Source organism: Kitasatospora sp. NBC_00240, from assembly GCF_026342405.1.
Lineage (GTDB): Bacteria > Actinomycetota > Actinomycetes > Streptomycetales > Streptomycetaceae > Kitasatospora.
On sequence record NZ_JAPEMU010000001.1, the window covers coordinates 1927032 to 1943477 of the forward strand.

The following is a 16446-nucleotide window of genomic DNA, read 5'->3' on the forward strand; positions in this document are numbered from 1 at the left end:
ATTCGCCGAGGGCCGCTTGCAAAGCAGTGCGGGGCAGACTCGTGGAGTCCGCCCCGCACCGCTCACCGCCCCGGTGTCACCACCGGGGGGCGTCACACCTGGATACGACGCTCCACGGCGTCCACGATCTCGGCGATCGCCTCGGCGACCGGCACACCGTTCTTCTGCTCACCGTTGCGGTAGCGGAAGGAGACCGCGTTCGCCTCGATGTCCTCGTTGCCCGCGATCAGCATGAACGGGAACTTCTGCTTCTGCGCGTTGCGGATCTTCTTCTGCATCCGGTCGTCCGAGGCGTCCACCTCGACCCGGATCCCGCGCTTCTTCAGCTCGGCCGCGACCTCCTGGAGGTACGGCACGTGCTCGTCGGTGATCGGGATGCCGACCACGGTGACCGGGGCGAGCCACGGCGGCATGGCGCCGGCGTAGTGCTCCAGCAGCACCGCGAAGAACCGCTCGATCGAGCCGAACAGGGCGCGGTGGATCATGACCGGGCGCTGGCGCGAGCCGTCCGCCGCGGTGTACTCCAGGTCGAAGCGCTCCGGCAGGTTGAAGTCCAGCTGGATGGTGGACATCTGCCAGGTGCGGCCGATCGCGTCCTTCGCCTGGACGGAGATCTTCGGGCCGTAGAAGGCCGCGCCGCCCGGGTCCGGCACCAGCGGCAGGCCCTGCTTCTCGGCCACGCTGCGCAGGACCTCGGTGGCCTCCTCCCAGGTCTCGTCCGAACCCACGTACTTGACCGGGTCCTTGGTGGAGAGCTCCAGGTAGAAGTCGGTGAGGCCGTAGTCGCGCAGCAGGTCGAGCACGAAGGTCAGCGTGGAGTCGAGCTCGTCCGCCATCTGCTCACGGGTGCAGTAGATGTGCGCGTCGTCCTGGGTGAAGCCGCGGGCGCGGGTCAGACCGTGCACCACACCGGACTTCTCGTACCGGTACACGGTGCCGAACTCGAAGAGGCGCAGCGGCAGTTCGCGGTAGGAGCGGCCGCGCGCGTCGAAGATCAGGTTGTGCATCGGGCAGTTCATCGGCTTGAGGTAGTAGTCCACGCCCTCGTCGAGCTGCATGGGGGGGTACATACCGTCGGCGTACCAGTCCAGGTGGCCGCTCTTCTCGAAGAGCTTCCCCTTGGTGGCGTGCGGGGTGTAGACGAACTCGTACCCCTCCTCCTCGTGCCGCTTGCGCGAGTAGTCCTCCATGGTGCGGCGGATGATGCCGCCCTTGGGGTGGAAGACCGCGAGGCCGGAGCCGATCTCCTCGGGGATCGAGAAGAGGTCCAGCTCGTTGCCGAGCTTGCGGTGGTCGCGCTTCTCGGCCTCCACCAGGAAGTCCAGGTGGGCCTTCAGCTCGTCCTTGGACGGCCAGGCGGTGCCGTAGATGCGCTGCAGCATCGGGTTCTTCTCGCTGCCGCGCCAGTAGGCGGCCGCGTTGCGCATCAGCTTGAACGCCGGGATCTGCCGGGTGCTCGGCAGGTGCGGGCCACGGCAGAGGTCGCCCCAGCACAGGTCGCCGGTCTTGGCGTCCAGGTTGTCGTAGATGGTCAGCTCGGCGCCGCCCACCTCGACGGCGGAGCCGTCCTCGGCGGAGGCGGAACCCTTGAGGCCGATCAGCTCCAGCTTGTACGGCTCGGCGGCCAGTTCCTCGCGGGCGGCGTCGTCGGCGACCACCCGGCGGGAGAACTTCTGCCCACGCTTGATGATCTCCTGCATCTTCTTCTCGATGGCCTTGAGGTCATCGGGGTGGAACGGCTTCTCGACGTCGAAGTCGTAGTAGAACCCGTCCTTGACCGGCGGGCCGATGCCGAGCTTGGCCTCGGGGAAGAGCTGCTGCACGGCCTGCGCCATCACGTGCGCGGTGGAGTGCCGCAGGATGTCCAGGCCGTCCTTGCTGCCGATCTCGACGGGCTCGACCTCGTCGCCGTCCTGGACGGCGTACGCGAGGTCCTTGAGCGCGCCGGCGACCCGGGCAGCGATGATCGAGCGGTCGTCGGCGAAGAGCTCGGCGGCCGTCGTGCCCGTGGTCACCACGCGCTCTTCCCGATCGGGTTCGCGGTTGATGATTACCCGGACGTCCGTCACCGGTCTCTCCTGACGTGCTGGAAGCGTGAGACGCAGCACTTCGCTGCGCGTTCACGATGGTACCGAGAGCGGCGACCGCCTCGCGCACCCATATACGGTTCCGCCGCCCGCGGCGGCCGCGGGCGGCGGTAGGGTGCGCCCCCCAGGGGCCGGGCCGCTCAGTCCGGAGCGCCCTCCCCCAGCGTCTTGAGCAGCCGCTCGCGCTCGGCGTCCTCCAGCCGGACCAGCTCCAGGCCGTGCGGCCGGCCGAGCTTGCGGAACCCCCCACGCCGCTCCAGCCGGCCACCGACCCGGACCGGGACGCCGGCCAGGTGGGCCTCCGCGGCCAGCCGGTACGCGCGGTCGTCCAGTCGGACCTTCACCTCGGCGACCTCGGCGCCGCTGAGCACCCGCAGCCGTACCGACCCGGGGCCGGTCGGGCCGCCGCGCTTGAGCCGCACCACCACACCGACCACCGTGACCGTCACCGCCGGCTCGATCCGCTCCAGCAGTTCGGCGGCCTCCTCCAGGGCGGGCAGGTCGCCGGGGGAGAACTCCAGGGCGATCCGGCGGTCGCCGAAACCGCCCGGGGTGCCGACCGCGGCCGACCAGGCCACCGACACCTGCGCCGCGGTCGCGCCGCGCACCAACTGCTGGACGGCCTCCACCAGTTCGCGGCTGACGCCGCTCTGCACGGCGTTCTCGAAGGCCTCAAGTCCGCCGCTGACCCGCCGGTAGTCGACGGCGTCGCGCATCGCCTCCAGTGCCCGGACCAGCGTGGTGACGGCGGCTCGGCCCTCCGGCGCCGGGGTGTAGGCGGTGAGGCCGCCGGCTGCGGCGGGCCCGACCACCAGGGCCCGCTGCACGAAGTCCCCGGCCCAGCCGTCCAACCGGGCGCCGAAGTAGGCGGCCCTGGTGCGGGCGGCCTTGGCGGCGGCGGAGAGCATCGCCCGGGCCGCCTCGTGCAGCCGTTCCTCGCCCTCCCAGGTCACCGCACCGGGCACGCCGGGCTGCTCGCGCCGCCACTGGATCTCGTCCCCCGGCACGGTGAGCGCCAGCAGGATCGAGCGGGCGGACGGGGTGTGCGAGCGGGAGAGGGCGGTCACCGCGTCGCCGAGCAGCTCCACCGCGTCGTCGAACCCGCCACCGGCCGGCACCAGCACGCTGGTGCCGGGGTCGCTGTCGCCCGGCGGCGTCCACCGCCCGTAACGGGCCGTCGGGCCGCCGCGCCGCACCCAGCCGTGCCGGGCGAGCAGGGTGGCCAGCACCGCCGGGTCGACCGCCGCGGGGTCCGGCAGCGCCGGCGCCCCGTCCTCGGACATCCGGGTACCCGTCATGTGTCCGCTCCTCCCAGCCGGGGGCGCCGCCCGGTCACGGGCTGCCGCCCGCGCCGACCCTCGCCATGATCTCGCACAGTGCGCGGTCGTCGAAGACCTTGGCCACCGGCACCCGCACGTTGGTCCGCCGTTGCCCGGTGACCGGGTGGCCGGCCAGGTTGACCCAGTAGCAGCAGTGCCGCAGCTCCAGGGCGTCCGGCCGGGCCTGCAGCCACCGGTCGACCTGGCGCGGCAGCAGCATGACCACCAGGATCTTCGGCACCGCGACCTGCGCGCGGGCCAGTTTGCGCAGGTGGGCGTTGTCGAGCGTGAAACTGAAGTGCGGCCCGGCCGGGGCCGCCGCGATCTGCTGGGTGGCCTTCAGCTGGATCTTGACGGTGACCTCGTCGTCGACCGTGTGCGCCGGGGAGCCGTGGCTGACCTGCCAGTCGATCCCGTTGTCCGGGAAGGGCTGGGAGAGCGAGCAGCCGGCCGCCGCGGCGACCGCGTGCAGGTAGGCCACCTGCAGGGTCTCCATGCAGGCGGTGGTCGCCAGGTTGCCGCGCGGCGCGGCCGCCGTTCCTCCGGCCGTGCTCACGGCCCGCGTCGTGTCCCCGGACTGCGGTTGCGTCAGCGCCATGGCTCCCGCCTCCCCACCTCGGCGCGCGGCGCCCGCCCCGTTCGAACAGACCGCCGTCGGAATCATCCCCGAGCAGGCCGGCGGCAAACGGTTGAGGGCCTGTCAGAACGGGGTATCACCTGGACAGGACGAGATCGGGCGGGCGCACCGCCGGTCCTCGGCGGTCCGCCCGCCCGGTCTCCCCGGCTCCGGTTGAGAGTCCGCATCTCCTGAGGGCAGTACCTGAGGGGCAGTTATGCAGCAGCAATGGTTCACGGGCCCGCTCGCCTCCTTCGACACCGAGACCACCGGCGTGGACGTCGAGACCGATCGCATCGTCTCGGCCGCCCTGGTCGTCCAACTCGCGCCCGGCGCCGTGCCGCAGGCCACGACCTGGCTGGCCGACCCCGGGGTGCCGATCCCGGACGGCGCCCGCGCGGTGCACGGCATCACCGACGAGCGGGTCCGCGCCGAGGGCCGGCCGGCGCGCACCGTGGTGGCCGAGGTCGCCCGCGCGCTCGGTGAACAGGCGCGGGCCGGCACCCCGGTGGTGGTGATGAACGCGCCGTACGACCTGACGTTGCTGGACCGCGAGTTGCGCCGGCACCGGGGCATCACGCTGGCCGACTGCCTGGGCCCGGCCGAGCTGGTGATACTGGATCCGCGGGTGCTCGACAAGCATGTCGACCGGTACCGCAAGGGGCGCCGCACGCTGACCGACCTGTGTGCCCACTACGGGGTGGAGCTGGCCGGCGCGCACGACGCCGCGGCCGACGCCACGGCCGCGATGGACCTGGTCCGCATCCTGGCCGCCCGCTACCCGGGGGCGCTCGGCGCGATCGGTCCGGACGACCTGCACCTGCGGCAGCGGGTCTGGCACGCGGCGCAGGCCCGCGGGCTGCAGGCGTGGTTCGACCGCTCGGGCACGCCGGAACGGGTGGACCTGTCCTGGCCGTTGCGCCCGGTGCGGTGCTCCTGCGGCCGGCGGCTGTCGCCGGAGCACCGCTGCGAAGCGGCGGCGTGACGGTCGCGAGGCGGCGGCGTGGCAGCCTGACGGTCGCGGGGCCGCGGCCCGGCGCCCATGGCGGTGCCGTTTCATGCGACAGGCCCCGATCGGTGAACCGATCGGGGCCTATGCGCTGCCGGTTGTGAATCAACCGTGCTGTCCGGGTGGGCGATACTGGGATCGAACCAGTGACCCCTTCGGTGTGAACGAAGTGCTCTCCCGCTGAGCTAATCGCCCGGGCAACGAGAAGAAGACTAGCACCATTCGGGGGCCGCCCCGCAACCTGCCCGCCCTCCGCAGCTGGCGGACCCGCAGAACTCGCGCACCGCAGGGAAGATGACTGCGCCTCAGTCGGATTCACCGCCGGCGGACCGGGATTATCGGAAAAAGACGTGGAGCCCCGGCCATTTAATGGCCGGGGCTCCACGTCTCACCAATGCATTCCGGTGGGCGATACTGGGATCGAACCAGTGACCCCTTCGGTGTGAACGAAGTGCTCTCCCGCTGAGCTAATCGCCCGGGTGCAGGGAAAACATTACCGCATCCCGAAGGCTGCTCCGAACACCCCTCGCCCGGACCCGTCGGCCGGGCGGCTCAGGTCACGTTCCAGGGCATGGCCAGCCCGTACTTCCAGAGGTACCAGCCGCCGAGCCCGGCGATCACCGCCAGGCCGACGGCGGTCAACGTGAGGTTGCGCCGCCGCACCCTGGGGTCCATCGCCTTCTGCGCGGCCTCGGCCACCTTGCGCCTGGTCCAGCGAAGGGCCAGCTGGGCCCAGACGAACTCGGTCGCCCAGATGCCCATGCCCAGGAAGATGACCACCCAGCCCGGTCCGGGGAGCGGCAGCATGACCACACCGAGCACCACGACCGCGAGGCCGGCCAGGAAGATCACCACCTGCCAGCTCAGGTGCAGCGGCCGCGACCGCCGGATGAAGTGCGGCGCCCTGGATCCCAGCGGCCGGCCCCCGTCCTGCCCGTCCGGCGCGTCCTGACCGGTCCCCGTCCCGTCCTGCACGGCCTCACCCGTTCCCGTCCTGTCGCTTCGTACAGCCATGTCAGGAAACTAGCCGAGATGCCGGGCCGGTAATCGGTCGCCCTCCGCACCGTGCCGATTCCGCAATGCGCCGGAAGGGGTACGACTCGCCCTCGAATCGGGACAGAGGGGTTTACATCGGTCTTGGAGGTGGGATGGTCCGTTCGCCGACGTGCGATTCCCCGAGCGCACACTGAGCGAAAGGCCATGGCGCTTATGAACACCACGGTCAGCTGCGAGCTGCACCTGCGCCTCATCGTGTCCAGCGAGTCCTCGCTGCCCGTCCCCGCGGGCCTGCGCTACGACACCGCCGACCCCTATGCCGTGCACGCCACCTTCCACACCGGTGCCGACGAGACCGTGGAGTGGGTGTTCGCCCGAGATCTCCTTGCGGAGGGGCTGCACCGACCCACCGGTACCGGCGACGTCCGGGTGTGGCCCTCGCGCAGTCACGGGCAGGGAGTGGTCTGCATCGCGCTGAGCTCTCCGGAAGGAGAAGCCCTGCTGGAAGCCCCGGCCCGGGCGCTTGAGTCCTTTCTCAAGCGAACGGACGCCGCCGTGCCCCCCGGCACCGAACACCGCCACTTCGACCTCGACCGGGAGCTGTCGCACATCCTCGCCGAAAGCTGACCCCGCCGCAGGGCGCCACCCCGCCGCAGCGCGAGGTGACACCCCCCTGCCGTACCGCGGCCGTCCTACTCGGGGGCACGGCCGCACGTCTCGCCGCGCACGACGCGGCCTCGGGGCCGGGTCCCCGGTCCGCTCCCTTCCAGGGGCGGACCGGGGACCCGGAAGCACCCGGCACCGGTGCCGGCCGCCCTCACGGGTGGCCGGCCTGTCTGCCGGGTGCCCGGGCGTCCGGCCGCCGTCCGACCCGCGGGAGCTCCCCCGGCGGCGCCCGCCGCCCGGTAAGGTCTGGGGTGACAGTCGACGCGGGTGGCCGAGAGCCGCCCGCCGCGCGAGGAGCCCCCACGTGCTGATCACCCATGACACCGAATGCGCACTGAGCATTCTGGTCGAGCTCCTCAACACGTCGCCGGAGGCCTGCGGCAGCGAGCTGCTGCCGGACGTGGCCGCGCTCGACGCCTTCGTGGTGGGCCAGGAGATCAGCGAGATCGACTCGCTCACCCCCGCCGACCTGCGCGCCGTGCAGCAGCTGCGCGCCCGGCTGCGGGAGGTGTTCTCGGCCGGCTCCACCGACCAGGCCGCCGAGCTGGTGAACGCCGTGGTCGCGGCCGCGGGGACGACTCCCCGGCTGACCAACCACGACCACCACGGATGGCACATCCACTACTTCGCCCCGCACGCGGCCCTGGGCGACCACCTGGCGGCCGAACTCGGGATGGCGCTCGCGTTCATCGTGATGGCCGGCGAGCGGGAGCGGCTGCGCAACTGCGAGGCACCGGACTGCGCACGGGTCTTCGTCGACCTCTCCCGCAACCGCTCGCGCCGCTACTGCGACAGCCGGACCTGCGGTAACCGCCTGCACGTCGCCGCCTACCGGGCCCGCCAGCGCTCCGCCGAGACGGTGCCCAGCGCCTGAGGCGGCGCCGGCCGGGCGTGCCCCGCGGCCTCCTGGCCCGGGGGGAGCGCTTACCGGGGCCGGCCTCCCGCTCGTAGGGGCCCGGCCGGCCGCTCAGATCCCGCGTTTGCGGAGGATCTCCTCGATGTCGGCGAAGTCGCCGAGGCCGTCGTCCGCGGACGCGGCCGTCCCCGGACGACCCGGTGCCTTCGCAGTCCCGCCGACCGGGGGCCGGGCGCCGGTGACCGCCGGGCGGGCCGGTGCGACACCCGCCGCCGCCGGCGCACCGGACGCCGTCGCGGAGGCCTTGAGCCGGCGACGGGCGACCCCGCGGCTGCCGAGCAGCAGGCCGGTGGAGAGCGCGAGCAGCGCGATGCCGATCCACACCCGGGGATCGAACACCAGCTGCGTCGCCCAGTCGGCGATCTCCCCGCCGATCGTCCGGGCGACCGGGAAGAGCCCGGTCAGGTAGAGGCCGGCCGGCAGCAGCGCCACCGCGAACCACCGGGTGGCCGCGAGGTACCGGCGCCGGTACGCGGTCAGGCCCGCGACGGCCACGCCGGCCGCCGTCAGCGTGAAGGCCGCCGCCGCGGTCAGCACGGCTGCCCGGTCACGCGCTCGTCGGTCCTGGACATGCAGGCCTCCCGTCCGCGTCGCTCGGGGCGCACCGCTCCGTGGCGGGCCGCCCACTAGTGGAACACTGGGGGAATGATCGATGGTTCCCTCCCCCGGCTCGAGTTCTGGTGCGAACTCCAGTGTCCGGACTGCCGCACCGCCCTGGACGACATCCGCGCCCTGCGCGCCGAGTACGGCGACGCACTGCCGGTGGAGCTGCGGCACTTCCCGCTGGAGAAGCACAAGCACGCGTACGCCGCCGCGCAGGCGGCCGAGGAGGCGTTCGCCCAGGGCCTCGGCTGGCCGTACGTGGAGGCTCTGCTGGCCCGGGTGAACGAGCTGGGCACCCGCGGCGAGGCGCTGCTGGTCGAGGTGGCCCGCGACGCCGGCCTGGACGCCGAGGAGGTCGAGCTGGCGCTGATCGACGGCCGGCACACCCTGATCGTGGACGCCGACCAGGCCGAGGGCAAGGCGATCGGGGTGAGCGGCACCCCGACCTACGTGATCGCCGGGCAGCGCCTGGACGGCGGCGCGAGCCAGGACGGCCTGCGTGCCCGGATCCTCGAGATCATCGGGCAGCACCAGGTGTCCTGACGTCCGGTCGGCACGATCCGTCAGCACAACGGCTTGCCGTACACCCGGTTGGTTACGGCGTAGCCGAGCGAGGTGTAGAGGCCGACCGCCACCTCGTTGCTGCTGAAGACGTTGAGGCCCAGGTCGCGGACGCCCGCGGCCAGGCACTCGCGCTCGGCCAGCAGCATCAGCGTGCGCCCGTGGCCCCGGCCCCTACGGTCCGGGGCCACCTCCACGGTCATCACCCAGGCCAGCGGCCGGCCGTCCGGCAGGTCGCGCTGGTGCAGGGCCACCCAGAGGCTGCCGAGCAGCCCGCCGTCGGCGTCGTACAGCTGCCGCAGGGCCACCCCGGGGGTCGCGTGGCCCTGCGGCAGCAGATGCGCGTGGTCGGCGTCGGACTTGGCGCGCGCCTGGTCCTCGGTGAGCCCGGAGGCGCACAGGTCGTGCAGATAGCCGTCCTTGGCCTCGGCCAGCCAGGCCGGGTAGCCCACGGCGTCGACCGGGCGGGCGGCCAGGCCCGGCGGCAGTGCCGGCCCGGCGGCCAGGCCCTTGGTCATGTTCCGCATCCGCTCGGTGTACCCGAGCGCCTCGGCCAGTCGGCGGGCCGCCGTCGCCGTCTCCGGGATGTCGGCGTCGACGCGGCTGCAGCCCCAGCCGCGCAGCACCTCCTCGGCGGCGAGCGCACCGACGGTGGCGCGCCCGCGCCGGTGCCCCTCGCGGACCTCCAGCTCGGAGATGTTCCCCCAGGACTGGTCGCCGCGCGGGGTCGCGGTGGTGCGCAGGGCGCCGACCGGCCGGCCGTTGGCGCAGATCTGCCAGCGCCGGGTGCGGCCGCCGCCGGGGACCGGGGATTCGGGGCTCTCCGGACGGAGGGTGGTGGTCATGCCGAGGTCCCTTCCCCGCTGCCCGGTGGTTGTACCCCGCCCGGCGCACCGAGAACGGCGGGCCGGGGCCGACGGCGCGTGGCCGGGGCCCGGCGGCGCCCGGCCGGCGGCCGGGGGCGCTCAGGGGTCGAGGTCGTCGGCACTGCGCTCGGTGAATCGGATCATGGCCTTGGCGGTGACCGGACCGGGGCCGGGCAGCTCCCGGCCGTCGATCCGGGTGACGGCCTGGACGTCCCGCAGGGTCGAGGTCAGGAAGACCTCCTCGGCCTCCGCCAGCGCGGACAGCGGGAGGTCGGTCTCCTCCGCGTCGCACCATTCGACGACGAGCCGGCGGGTGATGCCCGCAAGGCAGCCGGAGGCGAGGGTGGGCGTGAGCAGCCGCCCGCCGAGGACGACGAAGACGTTGGAGCCGGTGCCCTCGCAGAGCTGCCCGGCGGTGTTGGCGAACAGCGCCTCGGTGGCGCCCTCGCGGTGCGCGGCGGCCAGGGCGACGACGTTCTCGGCGTAGGAGGTGGTCTTCAGGCCGGCCACGGCACTGTGCTCGTTGCGCCGCCACGGCACGGTGACCACGGCGGTGGTGTCGGCCCGGCGTGCGGCGGTGCCCACCGCGACCACCAGGCTGGTGCCCTGGTCGCCGCGCTCGGAGCCGAGCGGCGAGGTGCCGCCGGTGTAGGTGACCCGCAGCCGGCCGAGCGGCATCGGGTTGGCGGCCACCACCTGCTCGCAGGCTTCGCGGACCAGGTCGTGGTCGGGGTCGGGCAGCCCGAGGCCGCGGGCGGAGCGGGTGAGGCGCTCCAGGTGGCGGGTGAGGGCGAAGAGCCGGCCGTCCTCGGCCTTGACGGTCTCGAAGACACCGTCTCCGACGGTGAGTCCGTGGTCGAGCACGGAGACGGTGGCGGCGTCGGTGGCGACCAGTGAGCCGTTGACCCAGATCATCGGTGGCTGCTCCTAGGGCAGGGCGGGTGGGGGCTGTTGCACTGCGGGGCTGTCGGACCGCGGGGCTGTCGGACCGCGGAACCGTCCCGGCCGGGCGAGGCTAGGGGGCGCCCTGGCCAGACGCTATCGCGACCAGGCGGGCGGCCTTGAGTTCGGTCTCCGCCCATTCCCGGGCGGGGTCCGACTCCCAGGTGATGCCGGCGCCGGTGCCGAAGCGCAGGACGGGCGCGGCGGCGTCGGTCCGGTCGATCCAGAACGTACGGATGCCGACCGCGAGTTCACCCTCGCCGCGGTCGGCGTCGACCCAGCCGACGGCGCCGCAGTAGGGCCCGCGCGGCGCCCGTTCCAGGTCTTCGATGATCCGCAGGGCGCTGGACTTGGGCGCGCCGGTGACCGAGCCGGGCGGGAAGGTGGCGTCGAAGAGCTCGGGCCAGCCCGCCCCCTCCCGCAGGCGGCCCTCGACGGTGGACACCAGGTGGACCAGGCCGGGGTGCTTCTCCACCGCGCACAGGTCGGGGACAGTGACGGTGCCCGTCGCACAGACCCGGCCGAGGTCGTTGCGGACCAGGTCCACGATCATCACGTTCTCGGCGTGGTCCTTGTCCAGCAGGTCGTGCTCGGTACGGCCGGTGCCCTTGATCGGCCCGGAGGAGACGGTGCGGCCGTCCCGGCGCAGGTAGAGCTCCGGCGAGGCGGTGGCTATCTCGACGCCGTGGGCGGGCAGCCGCAGGGTGCCGGCGTAGGGGGCCGGGTTCCCGTGGGCGAGCAGCCCGGTGAGGGCGTCGACGTCGCTGCGGTCCGGGTCCGGCAGCGGTGCGGAGAGCACCCGGCAGAGGTTGGCCTGGTAGACCTCGCCGGCCGCGATGTGGTCGCGGATCCGGCGCACCCCCGCCGTGTAGGCGTCCCGGTCCAGCGAGCTGTGCCAGCTGTCGGGGCCCGGGCCGTGCCAGCCCTCGGTGCGCGGCGGGGCGGGGGCCGGGCGGACGTCGTCGAAGCGGGCGCAGGTGAGGCGGCCCTCGAAGTCGTACGCGACGGCCCAGAAGCCGGCGGAGTCGAGTGCGGCCGGGTCCGAGGTGACGTCACGCAGCCCGGTGGCGAGGCGGCCGCCGAAGCGGGCGAGCGGGCTGGGGGGAAGTGCTGGGCCGGACACGGTGCTCCTGCGCGGATTCGGTGCTGTGCCGCGCGGTGGTGGGGCGCGGCGAAGGAGTGGGCTGCGGTGCCTGAAGTGTAGGTCGGGGGGCGCGCGGGGCGCGGGCGCACCCGGCGTGCGGGCGCCGGGCGCCCGGCGCCGGGAGCGGGCGCGAACGTCGGGGTGGAGGGTCCGGGCGGGCTGACGGAGCACCACCCGGGGGGCATCCCCGCGGCACGCTGCGGGAACGGATTTTTAGCTGGCCCGGGAATCCGCTAGAGTTCAACACGTCGCCAGGGAGCGCAGCCGAAGAAAAGCGGTGAAGCCCCCGGGAGACAGGCGGACGTGGCTCAGTTGGTAGAGCATCACCTTGCCAAGGTGAGGGTCGCGAGTTCGAATCTCGTCGTCCGCTCGAAGAAGGACAGTGTAAGATCGTCCTTCGTGTGTTGCCTGGTGGAGTGGCCGAGAGGCGAGGCAACGGCCTGCAAAGCCGTCTACACGGGTTCAAATCCCGTCTCCACCTCCAAGAGGTGCCCCTGGTTCGCCAGGAGCCCTCCCCGCGCGATTAGCTCAGCGGGAGAGCACTACCTTGACACGGTAGGGGTCACTGGTTCAATCCCAGTATCGCGCACTCGATCCCCTCGGGGTTCGCCGTAGTACCGCCTCACCAGGCGCGATTAGCTCAGCGGGAGAGCACTACCTTGACACGGTAGGGGTCACTGGTTCAATCCCAGTATCGCGCACTCGGACCTCTCGGGGTTCGCCGTAGTACCGCCTCACCAGGCGCGATTAGCTCAGCGGGAGAGCACTACCTTGACACGGTAGGGGTCACTGGTTCAATCCCAGTATCGCGCACAGTTCGACCGAAGGCCGTGGTCCGCGAGGATCACGGCCTTCTTCGTGTCCGGGCATCCGCGGCGAAGCCGGGAGCGGCCTGCGGCCCCCGGGCGGGCGTGACGTCCGTGCACATCGGCCCGGCAGGGGCACCCGACCGAGGAGCCCGGCGAGGGAACCACGCCGAGGCGGCCCGGACGTGGGAGAGCCGCGTACGGGCGCCCTCACCGGCATCCGTACGCGGCAACTCCGTCTGCCGAGGCGCTCCGCGCTCCGCTCCCGCCCGTCCGCGTGTCATCGCGGGCGCGGCGCCTCGGCCGGCACCGTCTCCCCGTCCCCAGGGGGTCAGTGCCCGATCAGGTCGGCGACGGCCTGGGCCTGCGTCGCCATCTGCTCCCAGCCGCCGAACAGCATGACCAGCAGCACCGCGCAGGGCAGCGCCATCGCCAGCGCGACGGCCGGGTGCCTGGTCTGGGCGCCCGGGCGCCGGGCCGCAGAAGGCCGGCGGCGGGTTGGTCCGGTGACCTGCGGTGCCATCTGCCCTGCTCCTACCCGTTCCGGTGATCGGTGGTGTGCTCTGCCGGGTGGAACCGGCCTGCTGTCGGTGCGGCGCACTGTCGTTGCCGCTCGACCGCTGGTGCTGTTCGTGCTGCTGGTGCTGGGTGCTCCCGGTGTGGCACGGGTGCCGCGGAAGCGGCCCGTGGTTGGCGCGGTGGGCGGTCTACCTCGGGGGACGAGCCTCCCGCCCACCGCTAAAGGCAACGCTATGGCGCAGGGGGGTACCCGCGCGTCATGCCCGCGTACGGTTCCCCGGGCATCCCGGAGGATGACGCCCGGCCCGGCGGCCTACTACCGCAGGGGGAGATGACGGGGATCACATCCCCGAGGGAACCCTGAGAGCGACCCCGAGGGAGCGCGCGAAGAGGCCCTGGAGCGGCCTGTGGAGGACCCTCGGGCGATCATCACGGAACCGCTCCCGCAGCTGGTCAGCGCGGGTACGGCGGCCGTCGGCAGGGGAAGATCCGACAATCCCACGGGCCGTTGGGGTGTTGCGTATCAGCACACCGCAGCAGGCAGTCCGTAAGCTGTGCCGGACAGGATCTGACGATGCCCCAACCGACGGGGTCTCACCCACGGGCTGACGGGAACGAAGATGGCGATGATGCGGCTGAGGCGTGAGGACCCCCGCATCGTCGGACCGTACCGCCTGCACCGGCGGCTGGGGGCCGGCGGCATGGGCGTGGTCTTTCTCGGCTCCGACCGCCGGGGGCAGCGGGTCGCGCTCAAGCTGATCCGCGCCGAGCTGGCGGAGGACGCGGAGTTCCGGACCCGCTTCGCGCGCGAGATCGCGGCGGCCTCCCGGATCCGGGGCGGCTGCACGGCGCGGGTGATGGGCTCGGACATCGAGGCGGACCGGCCCTGGCTGGCCACCGCGTACGTCCCCGGACCCTCGCTGTACAAGCGGGTCGGCGACGAGGGGCCGCTCGGCTGGCCGGAGGCGGCCCGGATCGGCGCCGCGCTGGCGGACGGGCTGGTCAAGGTGCACGAGGCCGGGGTGGTGCACCGCGACCTCAAGCCGTCCAACATCCTGCTCTCCCCCAAGGGCCCGCGCATCATCGACTTCGGCATCGCCTGGTCGCGCGGCGCCAGCACACTCACCCACGTCGGCACCGCGGTCGGCTCGCCCGGCTTCCTCGCCCCCGAGCAGGTGCGCGGGGCGGCGGTCACACCCGCCACCGACGTCTTCGCCTTCGGCGCGACCCTCGCCTACGCGCTCACCGGGGACTCCCCGTTCGGCTCCGGTGCCTCCTCCGAGGTGATGCTCTACCGGGTCGTGCACGAGGAGCCCGACCTGTCGGCCGTACCGCCTCAGCTGGCGCCGCTGGTGAAGGCCTGTCTGGCCAAGGAGCCCACCGAGCGGCCCGGCGCCGCCGCGCTGCACGAGCGGCTCAGCGAACTGGCCGCGCGGGGCGCCGCCGCGACCGGCGGGCGTATCGCGCCGGCCCGCCCGGCCGCCGCCCCGCCGCAGGCGGTACCCGCGCCCGGGCGGGAGCCCGGTCCGGCCGTCGGGGCCCGGGTCCGGGCCGGTGCGGAGCGCCCGGCGGCCGGGCGCCGGCCCTACGGCCAGCCGGACACCTCGCCGCTGCCCCGCGCGGACGCCGCGCAGCGAACCCGGCCGCTGAGGCCGCGCCAGCAGACCCCGCCGCCCGGCCGCGCCGGCGGTCAGCGGGACCGCCAGCACACGCCCGCGCCCGGCCGTCCGAGCGGCTCCCGGCAGCGGCTGCTGCGGCAGCGGGTGATCGTCTTCGTCACAGTGACCGTCGGGGTGGCGCTGGCCATCGCCGCGGCCCAGGGCTGTGAGAACCGCGCCGACCAGGGTCTCGGCCGGCCCGGCGCCGTCCCTGCGGCCGCCTCCGCCCCGGCCGCCCCGGGCGGGCTGTCGGTGGACGTGGCGGCCACCCAGCCGGCCGGCGACCCGCAGTCGGCCGGCGACCGGTCGCCCGCCCCGCAGTCCACGGCGGCGCTGGCCGCGGCCGCGCGCGGCAACCCGCCGGGCCCCGACGCCGGGCTCGGCCCGGCCGTCGGCGCGCTGCCCGCGGTGGACTGGCCCAACCGCAGCTTCCCCGACCCCGCGGGCGGCAGCGGCATCCGGCTGCGCGACGGCCGCTCGGCCGGCGAGGGCCCGCAGGTGGCGCTCAGCGCCGTGCTGCCGGCCCAGTACCGGGGCGCTGCGGCGGCGCTGGTGGTGCTCCGGCGGGCCGAGGGGTCGGTGCCGGTGGACCTGGTGCAGCTCTTCGGCTTCAGCGGTGGCGCGCCCGTGGCGCTGGCCGCCCGCTCCTCCGCCGCGAACCCGCAGGCGGTGGCGAGCTGGCGGATCGACAGCGGCTCGCTGGTGCGCGAGGAGCGGGTCTCGCAGACCGGCGCGGTCTCCTCCACCCGCTACACGGTGCGCGGCGACGGCACCTGGGAGGAGTCCTGGCCCGGCGCCGGCGTCTCCGGCGGCACGGGCGGCTGATCCGCGCCGGGCCCACGCCGTCCCGGCGCCCTCCCGGGCGGCCCCGGCGGTCAGCCCGCCGTGACGGTGTAGAAGGCCACCGCAGCCGCCGCGCCGACGTTCAGCGAGTCGATGCCGTGCGCCATCGGGATCCGCACCTGGTGGTCGGCGGCCTCCAGGGCGCGGCGGGTCAGCCCGTCGCCCTCGGCGCCGAGCATCAGGGCGGCCTTGGGCAGCCGGCGGGGTGCGGCGTCGGCCAGCGAGACGGCCGACTCGGCCGGGGTGAGGGCGAGCAGCTGGAACCCCGCCTGCCGGACGGTGTCCAGGGCGGCAGGCCACGGTTCGAGCCGGGCGTACGGGACGGCGAACACGGCGCCCATCGAGACCTTGACGGCCCGCCGGTAGAGCGGGTCGGCGCAGTCCGGGGAGAGCAGGACGGCGTCCATGCCGAGAGCCGCGGCGCTCCGGAAGATCGCGCCGAGGTTGGTGTGGTCGACCAGACCCTCCAGCACGGCGACCCGGCGGGCGCCGGCCAGCACCTCGGCGGCGGGCGGCAGCGGCTTGCGCTCCATCGAGGCGAGCGCGCCGCGGTGCACGTGGTAGCCGGTGACCTGCTCGGCGAGGGCGGCCTCGACGACGTGCACGGGGGCCTCGGCGTCGGCGATCAGGTCGCCCATCACCTCCAGCCACTTCGGGGTCAGCAGCATCGACCGCATCCGGTAGCCGGCGGCCAGCGCGCGGCGGACGACCTTCTCACCTTCGGCGATGAACAGGCCCTCGGCGGGTTCGCGGCGGCGGCGCAGCTCGACGTCGGTCAGACCGGTGTAGTCGGCGAGGCGCGGGTCGGCGGGGTCGGTGACGGTGCGGGGTTCGGACACCCTGCGATCTTGCCCGGTCACGGTGGCCAAGGCCAAACGGGCGACCTGCCGGGGCC

The 16446-nt window shown here is 73.8% G+C and carries 14 protein-coding genes, 7 tRNA genes and 1 pseudogene; 10 read left to right on the forward strand and 12 right to left on the reverse strand.

The genetic code is table 11. The features are described 5' to 3' along the window. Window positions 1-92: 92 nt before the first annotated feature. The 3 genes from thrS to OG689_RS08050 all read right to left on the reverse strand — a co-directional run bounded on the left by thrS (window position 93) and on the right by OG689_RS08050 (window position 4004). Window positions 93-2069: a threonine--tRNA ligase gene (thrS, locus tag OG689_RS08040; RefSeq protein ID WP_266318966.1), complete on the reverse strand. Its 1977-nt coding sequence runs from the start codon at window positions 2067-2069 to the stop codon at window positions 93-95. A gap of 158 nt (window positions 2070-2227) precedes the next feature. Then, window positions 2228-3385: a hypothetical protein gene (locus OG689_RS08045; RefSeq protein ID WP_266318967.1), complete on the reverse strand. Its 1158-nt coding sequence runs from the start codon at window positions 3383-3385 to the stop codon at window positions 2228-2230. 34 nt (window positions 3386-3419) lie between these two features. Beyond that, window positions 3420-4004, reverse strand: a complete 585-nt coding sequence (locus tag OG689_RS08050; protein ID WP_266318968.1) for a DUF4365 domain-containing protein — start codon at window positions 4002-4004, stop codon at window positions 3420-3422. Window positions 4005-4239: 235 nt separating this feature from the next. Here OG689_RS08050 and OG689_RS08055 point away from each other — a divergent pair, with 235 nt between their 5' ends. Further along, on the forward strand, window positions 4240-5007 hold the full coding sequence (locus OG689_RS08055; RefSeq protein WP_266318970.1) for an exonuclease domain-containing protein: 768 nt from the start codon (window positions 4240-4242) through the stop codon (window positions 5005-5007). 147 nt (window positions 5008-5154) lie between these two features. Here OG689_RS08055 and OG689_RS08060 read toward each other — a convergent pair. From OG689_RS08060 to OG689_RS08070, 3 genes are all read right to left on the reverse strand, one after another. Next, window positions 5155-5226 (reverse strand) — tRNA-Val (locus tag OG689_RS08060). A 210-nt stretch (window positions 5227-5436) separates the two neighbouring features. Then, window positions 5437-5508: transfer RNA gene (locus OG689_RS08065), tRNA-Val, on the reverse strand. Window positions 5509-5583: 75 nt separating this feature from the next. After that, entirely contained in the window at window positions 5584-6045 is a 462-nt protein-coding gene (locus OG689_RS08070; RefSeq protein WP_266318971.1) for a TIGR02611 family protein, read from the reverse strand. Between the two features lie 195 nt (window positions 6046-6240). Here OG689_RS08070 and OG689_RS08075 point away from each other — a divergent pair, with 195 nt between their 5' ends. Next, window positions 6241-6654: an SsgA family sporulation/cell division regulator gene (locus tag OG689_RS08075; protein WP_030056266.1), complete on the forward strand. Its 414-nt coding sequence runs from the start codon at window positions 6241-6243 to the stop codon at window positions 6652-6654. A 343-nt stretch (window positions 6655-6997) separates the two neighbouring features. After that, on the forward strand, window positions 6998-7567 hold the full coding sequence (locus tag OG689_RS08080; protein ID WP_266318973.1) for a CGNR zinc finger domain-containing protein: 570 nt from the start codon (window positions 6998-7000) through the stop codon (window positions 7565-7567). A 93-nt stretch (window positions 7568-7660) separates the two neighbouring features. Here OG689_RS08080 and OG689_RS08085 read toward each other — a convergent pair whose 3' ends face one another. Next, window positions 7661-8146 carry a hypothetical protein gene (locus OG689_RS08085; RefSeq protein ID WP_266318974.1) on the reverse strand — a complete coding sequence of 162 codons (486 nt, stop codon included), beginning with the start codon at window positions 8144-8146 and terminating at the stop codon, window positions 7661-7663. A gap of 108 nt (window positions 8147-8254) precedes the next feature. Between OG689_RS08085 and OG689_RS08090 the strand changes: the two genes are divergently transcribed. Next, entirely contained in the window at window positions 8255-8755 is a 501-nt protein-coding gene (locus OG689_RS08090; RefSeq protein ID WP_266318975.1) for a DsbA family protein, read from the forward strand. 20 nt (window positions 8756-8775) lie between these two features. Here OG689_RS08090 and OG689_RS08095 read toward each other — a convergent pair whose 3' ends face one another. The 3 genes from OG689_RS08095 to OG689_RS08105 form a co-directional block, all read right to left on the reverse strand. Next, window positions 8776-9618, reverse strand: coding sequence for a GNAT family N-acetyltransferase (locus OG689_RS08095; RefSeq protein WP_266318976.1), 843 nt, complete (start codon window positions 9616-9618; stop codon window positions 8776-8778). Between the two features lie 120 nt (window positions 9619-9738). Beyond that, window positions 9739-10554 (reverse strand): aminodeoxychorismate lyase, encoded by an 816-nt coding sequence (locus OG689_RS08100; protein WP_266318978.1) that lies wholly within the window; start codon window positions 10552-10554, stop codon window positions 9739-9741. 100 nt (window positions 10555-10654) lie between these two features. Then, window positions 10655-11704 (reverse strand): chorismate-binding protein, encoded by a 1050-nt coding sequence (locus tag OG689_RS08105; RefSeq protein WP_266318980.1) that lies wholly within the window; start codon window positions 11702-11704, stop codon window positions 10655-10657. 318 nt (window positions 11705-12022) lie between these two features. On the opposite strand from OG689_RS08105, the gene OG689_RS08110 reads away from it, so the two are divergent. From OG689_RS08110 to OG689_RS08130, 5 genes are all read left to right on the forward strand, one after another. Then, a tRNA-Gly gene (locus tag OG689_RS08110) sits at window positions 12023-12095 on the forward strand. A gap of 40 nt (window positions 12096-12135) precedes the next feature. Next, window positions 12136-12209, forward strand: a tRNA-Cys gene (locus OG689_RS08115). Window positions 12210-12242: 33 nt separating this feature from the next. Continuing rightward, window positions 12243-12314, forward strand: a tRNA-Val gene (locus OG689_RS08120). 40 nt (window positions 12315-12354) lie between these two features. After that, window positions 12355-12426: transfer RNA gene (locus OG689_RS08125), tRNA-Val, on the forward strand. Window positions 12427-12466: 40 nt separating this feature from the next. Then, window positions 12467-12538 (forward strand) — tRNA-Val (locus tag OG689_RS08130). 324 nt (window positions 12539-12862) lie between these two features. On the opposite strand, the gene OG689_RS08135 is transcribed toward OG689_RS08130, so the two are convergent. Next, the gene (locus OG689_RS08135) at window positions 12863-13054 is read right to left on the reverse strand and encodes a hypothetical protein (RefSeq protein ID WP_266318981.1); all 192 of its coding nucleotides are present in this window, start codon (window positions 13052-13054) and stop codon (window positions 12863-12865) included. A 616-nt stretch (window positions 13055-13670) separates the two neighbouring features. Between OG689_RS08135 and OG689_RS08140 the strand changes: the two are divergent. Next, a pseudogene (locus OG689_RS08140) lies at window positions 13671-14903 on the forward strand (serine/threonine-protein kinase); the annotation flags it as partial. A 680-nt stretch (window positions 14904-15583) separates the two neighbouring features. On the opposite strand, the gene OG689_RS08145 reads toward OG689_RS08140, so the two are convergent. After that, window positions 15584-16390 (reverse strand): RNA methyltransferase, encoded by an 807-nt coding sequence (locus OG689_RS08145; RefSeq protein WP_266318982.1) that lies wholly within the window; start codon window positions 16388-16390, stop codon window positions 15584-15586. Between the last annotated feature and the right edge of the window lie 56 nt (window positions 16391-16446).